The sequence below is a fragment of the Kribbella sp. NPDC048837 genome, assembly GCF_055586945.1.
In genome coordinates this window covers 230,534-245,858 of sequence record NZ_JBVJHF010000007.1, presented here as the reverse complement: position 1 = coordinate 245,858, position 15,325 = coordinate 230,534, and the positions used below count along the sequence as shown (strand labels likewise).

At 69.3% G+C, this 15,325-nt stretch carries 12 protein-coding genes; 6 read left to right on the top strand and 6 right to left on the bottom strand.

The annotated features are described in order from the left end of the window. Positions 1–103: 103 nt before the first annotated feature. Positions 104–1,381 (bottom strand): phosphoribosylamine--glycine ligase, encoded by a 1,278-nt coding sequence (gene purD, locus ACZ6O0_RS30830; protein ID WP_465768522.1) that lies wholly within the window; start codon positions 1,379–1,381, stop codon positions 104–106. Between the two features lie 77 nt (positions 1,382–1,458). Here purD and ACZ6O0_RS30825 point away from each other — a divergent pair, with 77 nt between their 5' ends. The 4 genes from ACZ6O0_RS30825 (at position 1,459) to ACZ6O0_RS30810 (ending at position 5,730) form a co-directional block, all read left to right on the top strand. Then, on the top strand, positions 1,459–2,412 hold the full coding sequence (locus ACZ6O0_RS30825; RefSeq protein ID WP_465768521.1) for a carbohydrate ABC transporter permease: 954 nt from the start codon (positions 1,459–1,461) through the stop codon (positions 2,410–2,412). After that, positions 2,409–3,251, top strand: coding sequence for a carbohydrate ABC transporter permease (locus ACZ6O0_RS30820; protein WP_465768520.1), 843 nt, complete (start codon positions 2,409–2,411; stop codon positions 3,249–3,251). Before ACZ6O0_RS30825 ends, ACZ6O0_RS30820 begins: the two co-directional genes overlap by 4 nt. Positions 3,252–3,273: 22 nt before the next feature. Then, entirely contained in the window at positions 3,274–4,683 is a 1,410-nt protein-coding gene (locus tag ACZ6O0_RS30815) for an ABC transporter substrate-binding protein (protein WP_465768519.1), read from the top strand. A 186-nt stretch (positions 4,684–4,869) separates the two neighbouring features. Then, positions 4,870–5,730, top strand: a complete 861-nt coding sequence (locus ACZ6O0_RS30810) for an SMP-30/gluconolactonase/LRE family protein (RefSeq protein WP_465768518.1) — start codon at positions 4,870–4,872, stop codon at positions 5,728–5,730. A gap of 246 nt (positions 5,731–5,976) precedes the next feature. Here ACZ6O0_RS30810 and ACZ6O0_RS30805 read toward each other — a convergent pair whose 3' ends face one another. From ACZ6O0_RS30805 to ACZ6O0_RS30795, 3 genes are read right to left on the bottom strand one after another with little or no spacing between them, the layout of a single operon-like run. After that, positions 5,977–6,291, bottom strand: coding sequence for a hypothetical protein (locus ACZ6O0_RS30805; protein WP_465768517.1), 315 nt, complete (start codon positions 6,289–6,291; stop codon positions 5,977–5,979). A gap of 3 nt (positions 6,292–6,294) precedes the next feature. Further along, entirely contained in the window at positions 6,295–7,017 is a 723-nt protein-coding gene (locus tag ACZ6O0_RS30800) for a hypothetical protein (protein WP_465768516.1), read from the bottom strand. Positions 7,018–7,048: 31 nt separating this feature from the next. Then, entirely contained in the window at positions 7,049–7,912 is an 864-nt protein-coding gene (locus tag ACZ6O0_RS30795) for an alpha/beta fold hydrolase (RefSeq protein ID WP_465768515.1), read from the bottom strand. Between the two features lie 159 nt (positions 7,913–8,071). Between ACZ6O0_RS30795 and ACZ6O0_RS30790 the strand changes: the two genes are divergently transcribed. Both ACZ6O0_RS30790 and ACZ6O0_RS30785 read left to right on the top strand, forming a co-directional pair. Next, a complete protein-coding gene (locus ACZ6O0_RS30790; RefSeq protein ID WP_465768514.1) occupies positions 8,072–8,443 on the top strand; it encodes an FKBP-type peptidyl-prolyl cis-trans isomerase in 372 nt (123 codons plus the stop codon). A 112-nt stretch (positions 8,444–8,555) separates the two neighbouring features. Further along, entirely contained in the window at positions 8,556–9,194 is a 639-nt protein-coding gene (locus ACZ6O0_RS30785; RefSeq protein WP_465768513.1) for a DUF2238 domain-containing protein, read from the top strand. On the opposite strand, the gene ACZ6O0_RS30780 is transcribed toward ACZ6O0_RS30785, so the two are convergent. After that, positions 9,146–14,158, bottom strand: coding sequence for an AAA domain-containing protein (locus ACZ6O0_RS30780; protein ID WP_465768512.1), 5,013 nt, complete (start codon positions 14,156–14,158; stop codon positions 9,146–9,148). The two genes, ACZ6O0_RS30785 and ACZ6O0_RS30780, sit on opposite strands and share 49 nt — an antisense overlap. Then, positions 14,155–15,324 carry a M48 family metalloprotease gene (locus ACZ6O0_RS30775; protein WP_465768511.1) on the bottom strand — a complete coding sequence of 390 codons (1,170 nt, stop codon included), beginning with the start codon at positions 15,322–15,324 and terminating at the stop codon, positions 14,155–14,157. Before ACZ6O0_RS30775 ends, ACZ6O0_RS30780 begins: the two co-directional genes overlap by 4 nt. Position 15,325 lies beyond the last annotated feature (1 nt).

The window sequence follows — 15,325 nt, the reverse complement described above, 5'->3', positions numbered from 1 at the left end:
GCTTGCAGGCCAGTCACCCGGCCACACCGCCACGCATCCGATCTCCCTCCACGACGGCCCTTGCAATCGTGGAGTGTCGGCGTGCGCGGAAAGGTTCCCGGATCTAGACGGTGATCTCGCCCCGGGCGGCCTTGAGGGCGATGTCGGTGCGGTGCTGGGAGCCCTTGATCCGGATCTGGCCGACGGCGGCGTACGCGCGCTGCCGGGCCTCGTCGAGGTCCTTGCCGGTGGCGCTGACCGCCAGGACCCGGCCGCCCGCCGTCACGAGCTCGTCGCCGTCGAGCGCCGTACCCGCGTGGAAGACGTGGACCGTGTCGTCCTCGGCCTGGTCGATGCCGCTGATCACGTCACCGCTGCGCGGGCTGGCCGGGTACTTCTTCGCGGCCATCACGACCGCCACCGACGCGGCGTCCTTCCAGCAGAGTCCTCCGTGATCGGCCAGCTTGCCGGTCGCGGCGGCGTACAGCAGGGCGCCGAGCGGGTTCTTCAGCAACGGCAGCAGCGCCTGCGTCTCCGGGTCGCCGAACCGGCAGTTGAACTCGATCACGCGGACACCACGAGACGTCAGCGCGAGACCGGCGTACAGCAGGCCGCTGAACGGCGTACCGCGGTGGCGCAGCTCGTCGATCGTCGGCTGGAGCACCTTCTCGGTGATCTCGGCGACCAGGTCGTCCGGTGCCCAGGGCAATGGTGTGTACGCGCCCATGCCGCCGGTGTTCGGGCCTTCGTCGTTGTCGCCGAGGCGTTTGAAGTCCTGCGCGGGCTGCATCGGCAGCACCGTCGCACCGTCGGTGATCGCGAACAGCGACACCTCGGGGCCGTCGAGGAACTCCTCGATCAGCACCTGCTCGCAGCCGGCCGCGTGCGCCAGCGCCTCGTCCCGGTCGGAGGTGACCACGACCCCCTTGCCCGCGGCCAGGGCGTCGTCCTTGACCACGTACGGCGGCCCGAAGGCGTCGATCGCCTCCGCGGCCTGCTCCGGCGTCGTGCACACGTACGCCCGGCCGGTCGGCACGCTCGCCGCGGCCATCACGTCCTTGGCGAACGCCTTCGAGCCCTCGATCTGGGCGGCCGCCCGGGACGGCCCGAAGACCGCGATCCCGGCGTCGCGCAGCGGGTCGGCCAGCCCGGCCACCAGCGGCGCCTCGGGCCCGACCACGACCAGGTCGACCTCGAGCTCCTTCGCCAGCGCGACGACCGCATCGTGGTCGAAGATGTCCACCGAACGGCAAACGATCGTTTGCCCGTCGTACGCCGGATGCAACACGGCGATGCCAGGGTTGCCCGGGGCCGCGACGACCTGCTGGACCTCAGGGTCCTGGGCCAGCGCCCAGACCAGTGCATGTTCGCGGCCGCCGGAGCCGATCACCAAGACCTTCACGGGCCATCAGCCTAGCGTGCTCCGGCCTGGGCGGCCCCCGGCGGTGGTAAGACTGCGCATTGACTGGAGGTAAACGTTTGACTACAAGTACCGCACCGGCACCCGCCGGCAGCCGCCCCACCACCCCAGCGCCTGACTCCACCCGTCCTCGTCTCAACCCCGCGTCGCTGCTGTCCTGGCTGATGCTGCTGCCCTGCCTGGTCGTCTTCGCGCTGTTCATCGTCTGGCCGCTCGGCAAGTCCGTCTCACTGTCACTGCACGGCTCCGACCTGTTCGGCCGCCCGGACGCGTTCGTCGGGCTGCAGCACTACCGCGACATGCTCGGCTCGGCCGAGTTCCGGCACATCCTCTGGGTGACGTTCGCGTTCGTGCTGCTCACCGTGGTCCCGGGCGTCCTCGGCGCCCTGGCGATCGTGCTGCTGCTCGAGCAGCACATCAAGGGGATCCGGATCTTCCGGACCGCGTTCGCGCTGCCGTTCGCATTCTCGGTCGCCAGCGCGTCGGTCATCTTCGCCACCATCTACAACCCGGCGATCGGGCTCGCGAACGGACTGCTCGGGCGGTTCGGGGTGGACCGGATCGGCTGGCTGACCGACCCGTCCTGGGCGCTGATCAGCGTCTCGATCACCACGGTCTGGATGAGCATCGGCTACAACGTGCTGGTCCTGTCCGCGGGCATCGGCGCGATCCCGGCCGAGCTCAACGAGGCGGCGACGCTCGACGGCGCCGGCGGCTGGCGTGCGTCGCGGTACATCACCGTCCCGCTGCTCGGCCCGCAACTGTTCTTCCTGATCGTGATCTCGACCATTCAGTCGCTGCAGGGCTTCGGCCAGATCAAGATCCTCACGCCGGAAGGCGGACCGGAGCAGTCCACCAAGACGCTCGTCTACTCGATCTACCACACCGCCTTCGCGAACAACGCCAGCGACTTCGGCGCCGCGTCGGCCCAGGCGATCGTGCTGCTGGTGATCCTGCTGCTCTGTACGGCGATCCAGTTCGGCGTCCTCGAGAGGCGGGTGCATTACAAGTGAGGGCCGGACGTGCCGTCACGTACGTCGTCCTGATCGGGGCGGCGCTCCTGGTGATCTTCCCCGTGTACTACGTCATCGCCGGCTCGGTGATGTCTCCCGGCCAGATCTCGTCGTACCCACCGGACCTCTTCCCGCACGGGCTCTTCACCGGCAACTACAAGGGCGCCTCCTCGTCGGGGACGCCGATCGGGCAGCAGTACGTGAACTCGATCGTGCAGACGTCGGTCATCACCCTGTCCCAGCTGATCACCAGCGTGCTGGCGGCGTACGCGTTCGTCTTCATGCGGATGTGGGGGCGCACGGCGCTGTTCGGGCTGTTCCTGGCCACGCTGATGGTGCCGTGGGAGTCGATCGTGCTGCCGAACTACCTGACCATCACCGGCTGGTCGCTCGGCGGTGAACGGCTGACGGCGTCGTACGCGGGCACGATGATCGCGCTCGTACTGCCGTTCCTCGCGAACGCGTTCGGGGTGTTCCTGCTGCGGCAGTCGTTCCTGCAGTTCCCGACCGAGCTGCGCGACGCGGCGACGATCGACGGCTGCGGGCACTGGCGGTTCCTGCGGCGGATCCTGCTGCCGCTGAACAAGCCGGCGCTGATGGCGGTCGGGCTGTACGTGTTCCTGTCCGCCTGGAACCAGTTCTTCTGGCCGTTGCTGATCGGCGACTCGGCGTCCCGCCGGACCCTGCAGATCGGCATCAGCCAGCTCAACGACGCGGAGGCCGCCGACCCGGGACTCATCCTGGCCGGCGTCACCCTGTCGATCCTGCCCACGCTGGCCATCGTGATCTTCGGCCAGCGCTTCATCGTCCGCGGGCTGACCGCGGGCGCGATTCGTTGATCCTTCGAGAGAGGTGACTGTGATGCGATCCGTCCGACAACGGCGTACGGCGGTCGGTGTGTCCCTGCTGGCGGTGCTCGCCCTGGTGGCGGCCGGCTGTGGCGGCAGTAGCAATGACTCAGGCTCGTCCGGTAGCGGGCAGGACGTGCCCGGCGCGGACGCGCTGGACAAGGCGACCGGGGTCACCAAGATCACCTTCTGGCACGGCATGAAGGGCGCCAACGGCGCGGCCGTCGACAAGCTGGTGAAGGCGTTCAACGCCGCGCACGCCGGCAAGATCGAGGTGACCGCGGTCTTCCAGGGCGACTACGACGACACGATCACGAAGTACAAGACCTCGGTGCAGCAAGGCAACACGCCTTCGGTCGTCCAGATCTACGACATCGGGTCGCGGTTCATGATCGACTCCCAGCAGACCGTGCCGGTGCAGAAGTTCGCCGACAAGGACGCCTACTCGCTGGACTCGATCGAGCCGAACATCGCCAACTACTACTCGATCGACGGCAAGCTGAACTCGATGCCGTTCAACACGTCGATGCCGTTGCTGTACATCAACAAGGAAGCCTTCGTGAAGGCCGGCCTCGACCCCGACAAGCCGCCGACCAACCTCGACGAGATCATGGCGGACGCGAAGAAGCTGACCGTCAAGCAGGGCGGGAAGACCGTCCAGTACGGCTTCAACGCGGCCATCTACGGCTGGTTCCTCGAGCAGCTCATCGCCCAGTCGGGTACGACGTACTGCGACAACGACAACGGCCGCAAGGACCTCGCCACGAAGGTCGACTTCGACGACGAGCAGGGCGTCAAGGTGGCCACCTGGTACCAGGAGATGGTCAAGCAGGGCCTGATGCCGAACACCGGCAAGAAGACCGACGACGCGCAGGCCGTGTTCAAGTCGGGGACGTCGGCGATGCACCTGGAGTCGACCGGCGCACTCCGCGGCTACCTGGACGCGGCGAAGGGCAAGTTCACCGTCCTCACGGCGCCGTTCCCGCACCTGACCGCGTCCGACTCCGGCGGTCCGATCATCGGTGGCGCGTCGCTGTGGATCGACGGCCCGGGCCACTCCGACGCCGAGAAGCGCGCGTCCTGGGAGTTCGTGAAGTTCGCGTCGTCGCCGGAGCAGCAGGCCGCCTGGCACACCGGCACCGGCTACTTCCCGATCAACTCCAAGGCCCTCGACGTCCCCGCGGACAAGGCCTGGGTGGCGCAGTACCCGCAGTTCACCACCGCGATCACCCAGCTGCACAACACCAAGCCCACCAACGCCTCCTCCGGCTGCATCCTCGGCGTCATGCCCCAGGCCCGCAAAGCTGCCGAAGACGGCATCGAGAAAGCAGTCCTCGGCACCGACCCCGCCCAAGCCATGAAGGCCGCCGCAGACTCCATCAAGCCCCAGATCGACCAATACAACAAGACAGTCAAGAAGTAAGCAGGGGTTTGGGTGGGGTGTTCTGCCCACAGGTCCGCACAGCTGAGCCGACCGCGTCCTCCCGGTGAGGTGGCGCGGACACGCGAAGCAGCTACGACCGCCCGGAGAACTCACTCTCTCCGGGCGGTCGCTGTCGATCAGGGCACCTTTCGTTCGTGTAGAGGTAGAGACGGAAGGAGACGTGTGATGACCGAGGTGCTGGTGGAAGGGCTTGTGATCGGGGAGTCGGCTCGGTGGCATGACGGGCGGCTGTGGTGTTCGAATTGGGGGACGCAGGAGGTGCTGGCGGTTGATGGGGATGGTCGGCGTGAGGTGATGGCTCGGGTGTCGACGACGTTGCCGTTCTCCATCGACTGGCTGCCGGACGGCCGCCTGCTGGTGACTTCCGGTCAGGAAGGGCTGCTCCTGCGCCAGGAACCCTCCGGCGAACTGGTGGTGCACGCGGACCTCTCGTCGTACGGCACTCTGAACGAGATCGTCGTCGACGGTCGTGGCAACGTCTACGTGAACGGCGGCTGCGACTTCCACCCCGGCGAAGGCGAACGTCCCGGCTTCATCCTGCTGATCGATCCCGATGGTTCGGTACGACGGGTGGCCGACGAACTCGCCTTCCCCAATGGCATGGTGATCGCGCCCGACAACAAGACGCTGGTCATCGCGGAGTCGTTCGCCGCGGTGCTCACGGCGTACGACATCTCCTCTGACGGCTCGCTGTCCAACCGTCGGATTTGGGCGCCGCACCCCGGCGACGGGATGGTGATGGACGCCGACGGTGCGATCTGGACGCCCGGCTGGGCGGACGACGGACCCGCGTGCCTCCGCATCGCCGAAGGCGGCGAGATCCTCGAAACCGTGCCCCTGGAACACGCCGGCTTCGCCTGCACGCTCGGCGGCCCCGACGGCCGCACCCTCTACATCCTCACCGCCGACTGGCACCTGCAAGAGTCCTTCGAATCCAACCTCGACCGCCTCCTGAACACCCCCACCGGCCGCATCCTCACCCACCCCGCCCCAACCTCCCCCACAGGCTGGCCCGCCACGCGCTGAACACCCGACCGGCCGAGCACCCCGGCCCCCGCCCGCCGGCCCGATGCTCGACCTCGGCCGACGCCTACCCGACCTACATCTCGGCAGCCGAAGCAGCCGGCCAGTCAGCCCGGTCACCAACACGGTCAGCGCCTACCCGGCCCGCATCCCCGCAGCCGAAGCAGACGAGCCGGCCCGACCGGTGATCGACCTCGGCCTGCGCTTGCTTGGTTTGCGGCTCGGCGGTTGGTGCGGGTGAGCTGGCGACTAGGTGTCCTCGCGGTGGCGGGGAGGTGGTTGGCGTTGGCGGTGGGCGCGGACGGTGGCGACTGTCAACGTGAGGAAGGCGACGGTCAGGCCGATCGTGGCGCCGGTGCCGGGTGCAGCGTAGAGGTGGCCGATCAGTGCGCCTAGCGCCGCGCAGGTGATGACGGCGGCGCCTCCGAGGGAGGCGGCGTCGCCGCCTTCGTTCAGGTCGCGGAGGCGCTGGGCCAGCGGCTTGCGGCGGCTGGAGAGCAGCAGGAGTTGAGCGCTGATGATTGCTGCTAGCAACAACAGCAGGACGTAGGCCGCGGTGCTCATGGATCAGTAGTGCCAGTAGTTGTGGCCGTCGGCGTTCCAAGGGACGGGGACTGTGGTGCGGTTGGTGAACGACATGCCTAGGCCGCGGGCGATCTCGACGGTGCGGGAGAGCTGGAGGGCGTAGGGGTGCTGGTTGTCGTCCCACCATTGTTCGAACTGGGTGATGCAGGTCTGGTTGGAGTAGTACGGGTTCGAGCAGGGGTGGGGTGGGAGCCACTTCTGCAGGTGGCGGAAGGTGACCGTGGTGGAGCCGTTCGAGGGCTTGATGGTGCCGGAGGCGTCCAGGCAGTAGCCGGCGGCGGGGATGGTCCACTTCACGTAGTGCTGGCGGCCGTTGGCTGACGGGATGTCGGTCAAGTTGTTGCAGTTGGCGTCGCCGATCTTCTCGGATGTGACCCGTTGGATCTGGGTCAGCGGCCGGCCCGCGCCATCGGTGTAGCCGTCGAGCAGGACCCATTCGCCGTCGTGGATGAAGTGCTCGGCCGACTTCGGCGGCCACGTCTTCGGGTCACCCCACGAGATGTCGGACTCGGTCGCGCTCAACGGTATCCACGCCCACTGCCCCGCCGCGGTCTCGCCGGCGAAGTACTGCCCGGCCGATCGCTCGAACATCAGCGAGTACTGCCCATAGTTCTCGACAGGCGCGCTGGCGTCCGCCGTCCGCGGAGCCACGACCGCTGCCGTAACGGCCGCGGCGGCGAACACAACGGCGAGTCTCTTCAGCACAGAGGGTGACGATACCTGGAGAGGGGCCAGGTCAGCGGTCGAGCACCTCCCGGAGTTTGGCGGCGAACTCCGCCGGCTTGCCGGGCTGACCGTACTCGTTGCCGAGGAAGCCACCGTGGTTACTCGGGAAGACGACCGGCTCGAGATCGAGCCGGGCGGCCGCCGCCTTGCCGCCACGACCAGCCAACTGGTTCCCCGACTCCTCGCCGACCGCGATGACGATCCGGTCCTTCGCCTTGCCGAGAGCGTCGAAGTCCGGCTGGTACGACGTACAGCCGCGAAGGTTCTGCCCGAGCAGGGCGTCGTCGCGCGAACCGTCGTCCTCGGTCGGCAGCCCGAACATGGCCGGGTCGGGGGCCGGCTGCTCGGTGTAGTCCGCCGGGATCTCGCCGTCGTACCCGACGATCGCGATGAACTTGGCCATCCCGGCACCCATGCCGTCGCGCTGGTAGGTGTCGTAGATGTCCGCGACCGCGACCAGCGCGGCCTCGCTGTCCGGCACGACCGCGGCCAACGGCGGCTCGTGCGCGACCAGGGTGTTGATCAGATCGGGCCGCTGCGCGGTCATGGCCAGCGCGTTCACCGCGCCGCCGCTGGTGGCGAACAGGTCGACCGGGCCGGCGTCGAGCGTCTCGATCAGCGCGACCAGGTCGGCGGCGTGGTCGTCCGGCGACAACTCGGTCAGCTCGCCGCTGCGGACGCTCCGCTCCACGCCGCGCGGGTCGTAGGTGACGACGGTCCGATCGGTGAAGTGTGAGGCCAGGGTCGGGAAGCCGCTCGCACCCATCGGTGAGCCGAACATCAGCAGCACCGGCCGCTGCGCGAGATCGCCGCGGACGTCGTACGCCAGCGTGGCTCCGGGAACGTCGATCGTGTGGGTGACAGCCTCGGCCATGACAGCTCCTCTGGTCCGGCCCATCCCCCTAGGCTGGGCTCGTGTCGGTGAGCCTAGACCGGCTCCGGGCGCACGGAACAGGTTCTCATCCGGCATTTCCCCGGAACTCTCAGTGCACCACCTTGCGACCCCGGAGCGACGATCTGCTTAGCTGGGGGAATGACTGAGAAGCCAGAGATCGACTTTCCGGAGGGCCCGCCGCCGGCGGATCTGGAGATCACCGACATCACCGTGGGTGACGGCGACGAGGCCAAGGCCGGGTCGCGGGTGAACGTGCACTATGTGGGCGTGGCCCACTCGACCGGCGAGGAGTTCGACGCGTCGTACAACCGGGGCGCGCCGCTGGCCTTCCAGCTCGGCGTCGGCCAGGTCATCCAGGGCTGGGACACCGGCGTGCAGGGGATGAAGGTCGGCGGCCGGCGCCAGCTGGTCATCCCGCCGCACCTCGGGTACGGCGACCGCGGGGCCGGCAGCGCGATCAAGCCCGGCGAGACCCTCATCTTCGTGGTGGACCTGATCAGCGTCAGTTGAAGTCACCGCTGTCCCTGGACCCCCGCGATCCGCCACAATGGCGGACATCGCGGGGGTCCTTCGCGTAGTTGTACTCATCCGCCTCGCCCAGCGGCCGTCTTGACCGGGAGGCATGACGACGATGGTTGCGACGACGGTCCCGGCCACCCGGACGAACCTCATCAGGTACGCCGCCTGCGCCGCCAAGGCGCTGCTCCTCGCTTTGTTGCTCGCGGCACTGATCTGGCCGGACCTGAGCGGGATCAAGGGCAAGGCGTCGACCGCCCGCCTGATCGTCTACCCGATCGGCGCGATGGTCCTGCCGCTGTGGTGGTGGGCCTACGGGCGGACGCGGAGCAAGCTGCACGACAGCTTCCCCTGGACCGCCGACCTGCTGATGACCCTGCCCTGGCTGATCGACCTGATCGGCAACCGGCTCAACCTGTTCGACACCATCGACTGGTGGGACGACGCCATGCACTTCCTGCTCTGGGGCTTCCTCACCGCCGGCGTCCTGCTCGCTTTCACCCCACGCAACCTCTCCCGCGGCGTGACCGCCTTCGTCGCCCTCGGCTTCGGCGCCACCGCGGCGGTCATCTGGGAGCTCGGCGAGTACGTCGCCTTCGTCCGCAACTCCCCCGAGCTCGAATCGGCGTACACCGACACGCTCGGCGACCTGGCCCTCGGCACCCTGGGCGCCCTCCTGGCCGGCCTGATCCTGTATCAACTCGGCGGGCTGTCGACCGGCCGGTCGAGGACATCCAAGAGCTGAGCGACGACAGCGTCAGGTGCATGAGTCCAGTCGGTGGAGAGAACGTGGTGCACACGCCAACCAGTTGCCGTCAGGGCTCTCGGATGCGTGGTGAGACGCTCCAGCAGCGTGTCCGCGCCGACTCGCTCCGGCGTGTCCACCAGCACCGCGAGGCGATGCCCGTCGTCTCCGGGCAGCTTCAACGCCAGATCGCACCGGAACACGGACTCTCCGACCGAGGTGTCCACGTCCACGCCACGGGCCTCCAACGCCGTACGAAGTTGCTCGACGACGGAAGTGGTTGCGGCCGATCGCGTGCTCCGGCCCACCGGGTAGGCGACGAGAGCTGACTTGGCGGTGGCGGAGTCTCCACGAGACACGGCCGTGGCGTAGCCCAGGAAGCGGCGAAGGGTGTTGGCGCCGTCGTTGTAGGTGTTGGTGATCGCCTCGGGTTCGATGCTGCTGACAACGACCATGTGGTGGCGGGCGCGGCTGAAGATGACGTTCAGGCGCTTCTCGCCACCGGAGGTGTTGATCGGGCCGAAGTTCATCAGCATCCGTCCGTCCGGGCCGGCGGCGTAGCAGACGCTCATCAGCACGATGTCGCGCTCGTCGCCCTGCACGTTCTCCAGGTTCTTCACGAACAGCCCGACGTCCTGCTCGCCGTGCGTCCGCACCTGCTCGGCGTCGTACCGTGCGCCGAACTCCGGATCCGCGTCGGCCAGGTCGTCGAGCGCCCGCTCGATCTCGGCCTGCTGCGCCTCGGAGAACGCGACGATGCCCAGGCTCTTCCCGGTCTCGCGGGTCAGCAGCTCCCGGACCAGCTCGGCGATCCACCGCGCCTCGGCCGGGTTGGTCCGCCGGACGTAGACGCCGTCGACGAGCCGGACGGCCGTGATGCTGCCGGTCAGCACGCTGTCGCAGACCTCGGACACCGCCGGGGAGTCGGACCGCAGGGTCCAGGGCGGCGCGGCCTGGGCCGGCAGCCGGTCCGGGACGGTCGCGAGCCGGCCCTGATAGAACGCCGCGTTGCTGAACGAGATCAGCGCCTCCGAACGGCTCCGGTAGTGCCAGGTGAGCATCGTCGCCGCGAGCCGCAGCGCACTGATCGAGAGGAAGCTGTCCTCGGTGAGCGCGATCCCGACCTGCTCGGCCGCATCGTCCTCGAACCCGCTGTCCTCCGTGCGAACCCGGAAGTACGTCGTCGGCGGCAGCTGCATCTGGTCCCCGACGACGATCACCTGAGGCGCGCGGTGCAGCGCCGGGATCGCTTCCTCGACAGGGATCTGGCTCGCCTCGTCGTACACCACCACGTCGAACGCGCTGGTCAGCGGCAACGTGTCCGACACCGACGAAGGACTCATCAGCCACACCGGCCGCAGCAGCGACGCCACCACGCCGGGCGCACCGGAGGCGAGGTCCCGGATCGACCGGTACCGCATCACTTTGCCGAACTCGTGCTCCAGCTCACGCCGCCCCGAGGCGAATGTCTTCTTCCGCTCCCGCTCCTCCGGCGACATCCCGGTCACACTCAGCTCCGAGTGCGCCAGCTCGGTCAGGAACCGCCGCCGCACCTGCGCGACGACCACCTCGGCGTTCAACGCGGTCAGCTCGTCGTAGACCACGCTCAGCTCGCCGACGATCGAGTCCACCCGCGCCGAGGTGAGCTGCAGCGGCGCGGCTGCCCGGGCGCGCTCCCACTCCACCGCACACACCGCGTACTCGAGCTGGTCAGGCGACGCGTACTGCCGTCGTACCGCGGTCCGCACCGACTCCGGCGCGTCCTCCAGCTCCCGCAAGGCCGGACCAACAGCTCGTACGACGGAATCGGCCTCGACCAGCTGATACGCCAGCCCACGCACACCGTCGACCGTCAGCGTCTCGTACTCCGCGGCAAGCAGCCGCCTCGCCGGCTCCTCCGCGTCGTCGAGCACATCCGCGACGCGGGCCAGCTGTTCCGGAACACCGTCCTGCAAGACGAGACGCCACTCAGCACTCTTCCGCAGCGAGGCCAACTGACCGATGAGAACCACCGGGTCGTCGACACCCCAGTCGCGCCGGGTCTGCTCGGCATGCTCGGCCACGGCAGCCGACGCGGACTGCGCGGTCACCAGGTCGGTGAGGATCTCGACCACGGACGGCCGGACGGCGCGCGTCGTACCGTCGAAGCGGCTCCGGACGAGGCCCCGGACCCGGCGCCAGTCCCCACTGAAGAAGGAGAACAGGCCGCCCTCCTTGCTCTGGGCAACCTTCAGAGCGGTCCTCGCGTCAGCCGGCGTCAGCGGCTCCCGCCACCCGGCCGCGGTCTCCCACGCGCTCCGATCGGCGGCTACCAGCCACTCCCGCCGGGCGCCCGCGGCCGACAGGTCGTGCGCCGCCTGAGACCGCGGATCGATCGCATCCACCCGGTCCCGCGCGGCCAGCGGCGCAACCTTGCGCCCGAGCTCCGCGAGCACTCGCACCTGTTGCACGGTCCACCCGTCGTCCGGTGCCGTCGCGTCGACGTCGGCCAGAGCCGAGGCCACTCCCGCCCACGCGACCCGGACCTCACGCGCGCTCTCGGACACATCGGCATCGCCCCACCGCTCCGACGCGACGAACGCCAGCGGACTGCGCGCGAGCACGCCGTCGCTGGCCGGGTCGGCGGCCGCCAGCTCCCGGGCAACCGCTCGTACGGCGGAGCGCGCGGACCACCACTCACCAGCTGTGGGGATCAGGTCGTCCGCCACGTAGTGGTGGTCGCGGAGCTCGGCCAGCCGGTTCACAACGTCCCGCAGCCGCGGCTCGCCGGCAGTCAGTCGCTCCTCGAACTCACCGACCGTGGAGAGCAGCCGGTCCACCCGGGCGACCAACTCGTCACGCCGTACGGTCAGCTCGTCGAGGTCGTCCTCGGCCGCCATCCAGGCCTCGTACGTGTCCCGGAGCCCGTGGACGAAGGCCTTCTTGTCGGCCTGTGAGTCGTGGATCAGCGCGCACAGCCCGTCCAGCTTGCGGCTCGCGAGGCGCGCGTGCACGACATCCAGCGCGGCTCGCTTCTGGCAGACGAACAGGACGCGCCGGCCGCGGGCGACGAAGTCCGCGATCATGTTGGTGATCGTCTGCGACTTACCTGTCCCGGGCGGGCCCTGGATGACGAAGCTCTCACCCCGTCGCGCCCGCGCGATCGCCGCCACCTGCGACCCATCGGCCGGCACGACCAGATGCCGGTCGGCGATCGGCAGCTCCGGCGGCGCGCTGCTGATCGGCCGTGGGCGGTCGGAGAACAGTTGGTCGAACGACGCGCAGGACGCACCCGTCGTGAGCAGCTCGTCGTAGTCGCGGACCAGGCCGAGCGTGCGGTAGTTGAAGTTCGCCAACGAGACCGCGCAGAGGTCGACGTCCCACGAGTACGGGCCGCCCTCGGTGTCGAGTGAGTACGTGTCGGTCTCGATCGCGCCCGTCCGCCGCGGCTCCGCGCCGAGCGCGACGCCGAGGGGCAGCTCCTGCCGGGCGAGCTGGGTCCGGAAGATCTGCACACCGAGCGGCTGGTAGTCGGTCCGGCGATAGGAGTACGCGTAGTGCTTGCCGCCGAACTCGTAGGCGATATTGCCGTGCTTGCGTCGCTGGTAGCTCCGCAGGCGGACCATCGCGCGCTGCCGGACCAGGTCGATCCGGGGCTTCTCCCGCAGGTGCAGTCGCAGGCCCGGCTCGGTGGCCTGGATCTCCTTCGCCAGCCGCTCGTGCAGCGCCGGGATCGCACCCGGCTCGGACAGGTCCACAGTCTCCGGCAGCGTGATCCCGTAGAGCTGGCGCAGGTGATGACGCAGAGTCGGGTTGACCTCCGCGATCGGGTCGGTGACCCGCAGCGTGTACGAGTCCCGTACGCCGCGCTTCTTGGCGAGCTCCACCTTCGCCAGCACCAGCGGCGAGGCGAGCCGGGTGTCCCGGTCGTTCTTCAGGTCGTGCCAGCGCAGGAACGCCGGAACCAGCCGGAGTTGGTCCTGTCCGTACTCCGCCCGGTCCCGCCGGGCCGTCGCGATCAGCTTGTCCAGCGTGTTCGCGGCGTACGGCGCTTCGTCGTACCGGACCCACTTGCCCAAGGGCTGCGGCTTGCCGAGGAGCTCGGCGGCGAGGTCGTCGCGCCAGGTGAACAACTGCTCCGCGCGGATCGTCCGGACGTCGAGCATCAACGGCACCGACACCTCGGTGACGTTCAGCGTCTGCGCGGTCGGCCGGAAGTTGATCAGCCGGTTCCGCCGGGACAGGTCGAACAGCCGGTCCCGCAGCGCCCCGAGCACCGCCGTACGCCGGTCGGCCGCGCCGCGGGTGATCGCGTCGACGTCGAAGTCGAGCGGCTGGTCGCGGTAGTTCTCGAGCTGTTCGATCAGTGAGTGCAGGTCCTGGGCGCGGTGGTGCCGGTCCGGCTCCGCCATCTGGGCGGCGACCGAGACGATCACCGGGTGCAGGTCGGGATCGAGCCGGTACAAGTTGCCGCGCGCCTCGATCAGGGTCGCGACGTCGGAGGTCCGGGACAGGTCGAGCCCGCAGCCGAGGGCGAGCAGCAACTGTCCGAGGCTGAAGATGTCGGTGAGCGGGTCGTGGTGGCCGACCACGTGCTCCCAGCTCTGCCAGCCGGGCACGTGGACCGGCGCGGTGATCTCCTCGGGGACCGGCTCGGTGACCACCGTCGTCGCCTGGCCGCCGCTCGCACCGAGATCGAGCTCGGCCTGCCGATGCGCGACTACCTCCACCGCAGTCGGCCGCGAGCCCTGCCGGGCCTCGATCTCGCGCCGCACGATCGTCGGCCGGACGGCGTCCTCGGGCGCGAACCCCAATCGGTGCTGCTCGTCGACGGTGATCCGGTCGAGGCCACGCAACGGCGCGACCAGGCCCCGCTCGTGCACCTCGGCGGTCGCGCGGAACAGCGGCAGCACGGCCGCCAGCAGAGCGTCGTTGCCGAGCCCGCCCTGCGAGACGGCGAGTGCGACCAGGTCGTCGGCGCTCATCCGACCATCTCCTCCGCGGCTCGCACAAGGCTCGCCCGGTGCTTGTCGCTCCACCCGAGCTCGTCGTCGGCGATGTCGTCGTACCCGGTCAGGCCGGAGCGGCGGGCGATCGCGAGCGAGGCGACCAGGCCGTCGTCGCCGGCGTCCGGATCCGTGGTGGCGAGATCTAGCAGCAGGTAGCAGAGGTAACGTTTAGTTGCCTCTGTCAACGGTCTCGGTCGCGGCATCGGTGCGCCGTCGACCGGCCGGACCGCCAGCGGCTCGTCGAACCGCAGCACCGCGCCACCCGGTACGCCGAGCGGGCCGGGCGGATCCGCGAAACCTGCCGCCGCGGTGGCGATCGCGTCCGTCCGCAGGCCGGCGGAATGGGCGATCGACGCGGCGAAGTCGCTGCTCAACTCCCGGAGCAGACTTGCGTCGAGCAGATCCGGCGCGTCCACGTCGAGCGGTCCGGTGACGAGCGCCTCGACGTCATCGCCGGCGAGCCAGGACTTCAACGCCCAGGCCCGGCCGACGCCCTCCGGATGCGTCGTCCCGCGGCTGCCGGCGCTGAGATCGAGCCCTTCGGCCTGCCGGAGATACGCCTCGGGATCGGCGCTGCTCAACCCCGTCTGCAGTTTCAGCAGCGCGCGAACCGCCGTCGAGAGGTCGCCGCACGCGGTCAGCGCGCCCCGGTCGGCGAACAGCTCGGTCGCGAGAGACCAGCGGCGATGGGTCTCCAGGTACTGCGGCGGGGTCCGCGCGTCGGCGGCCGCGGCGTCGAGCAACCGGTCGACAGCGAGATACCCGCCGTCCTCGTCCAGCCACAGCAGCCGGTGTGCGAGCTCATGCCCGATGACGGCAGTCAGCTCGTCCTCGTCCAGCCGGTCGAGCAACGCTCCCTGGAAGAGGATGACCGCCTTGCCGGCCTGATGGATGTACGCCGCGTTCGGCTCGCCGCTCACCTGGAAGTAGTCGATGTCCGCGTCGAGCTCCAGCGCCTCGGCGGCCCGCTGCCCCGAGCGGAACACCACCGGGTGCGCGCCCGCCTCCAACCGGTACGCGTGCCGCAACAGTGTGTCGCCGACTTCGTCGACCGGTCCGCCCAGGAGCGCGGTCCACGCACGCTCGTCCAGGCGGCGCACAACCGCGAGGACAGCCCGGTGATACCCCAAGACGGACAACATG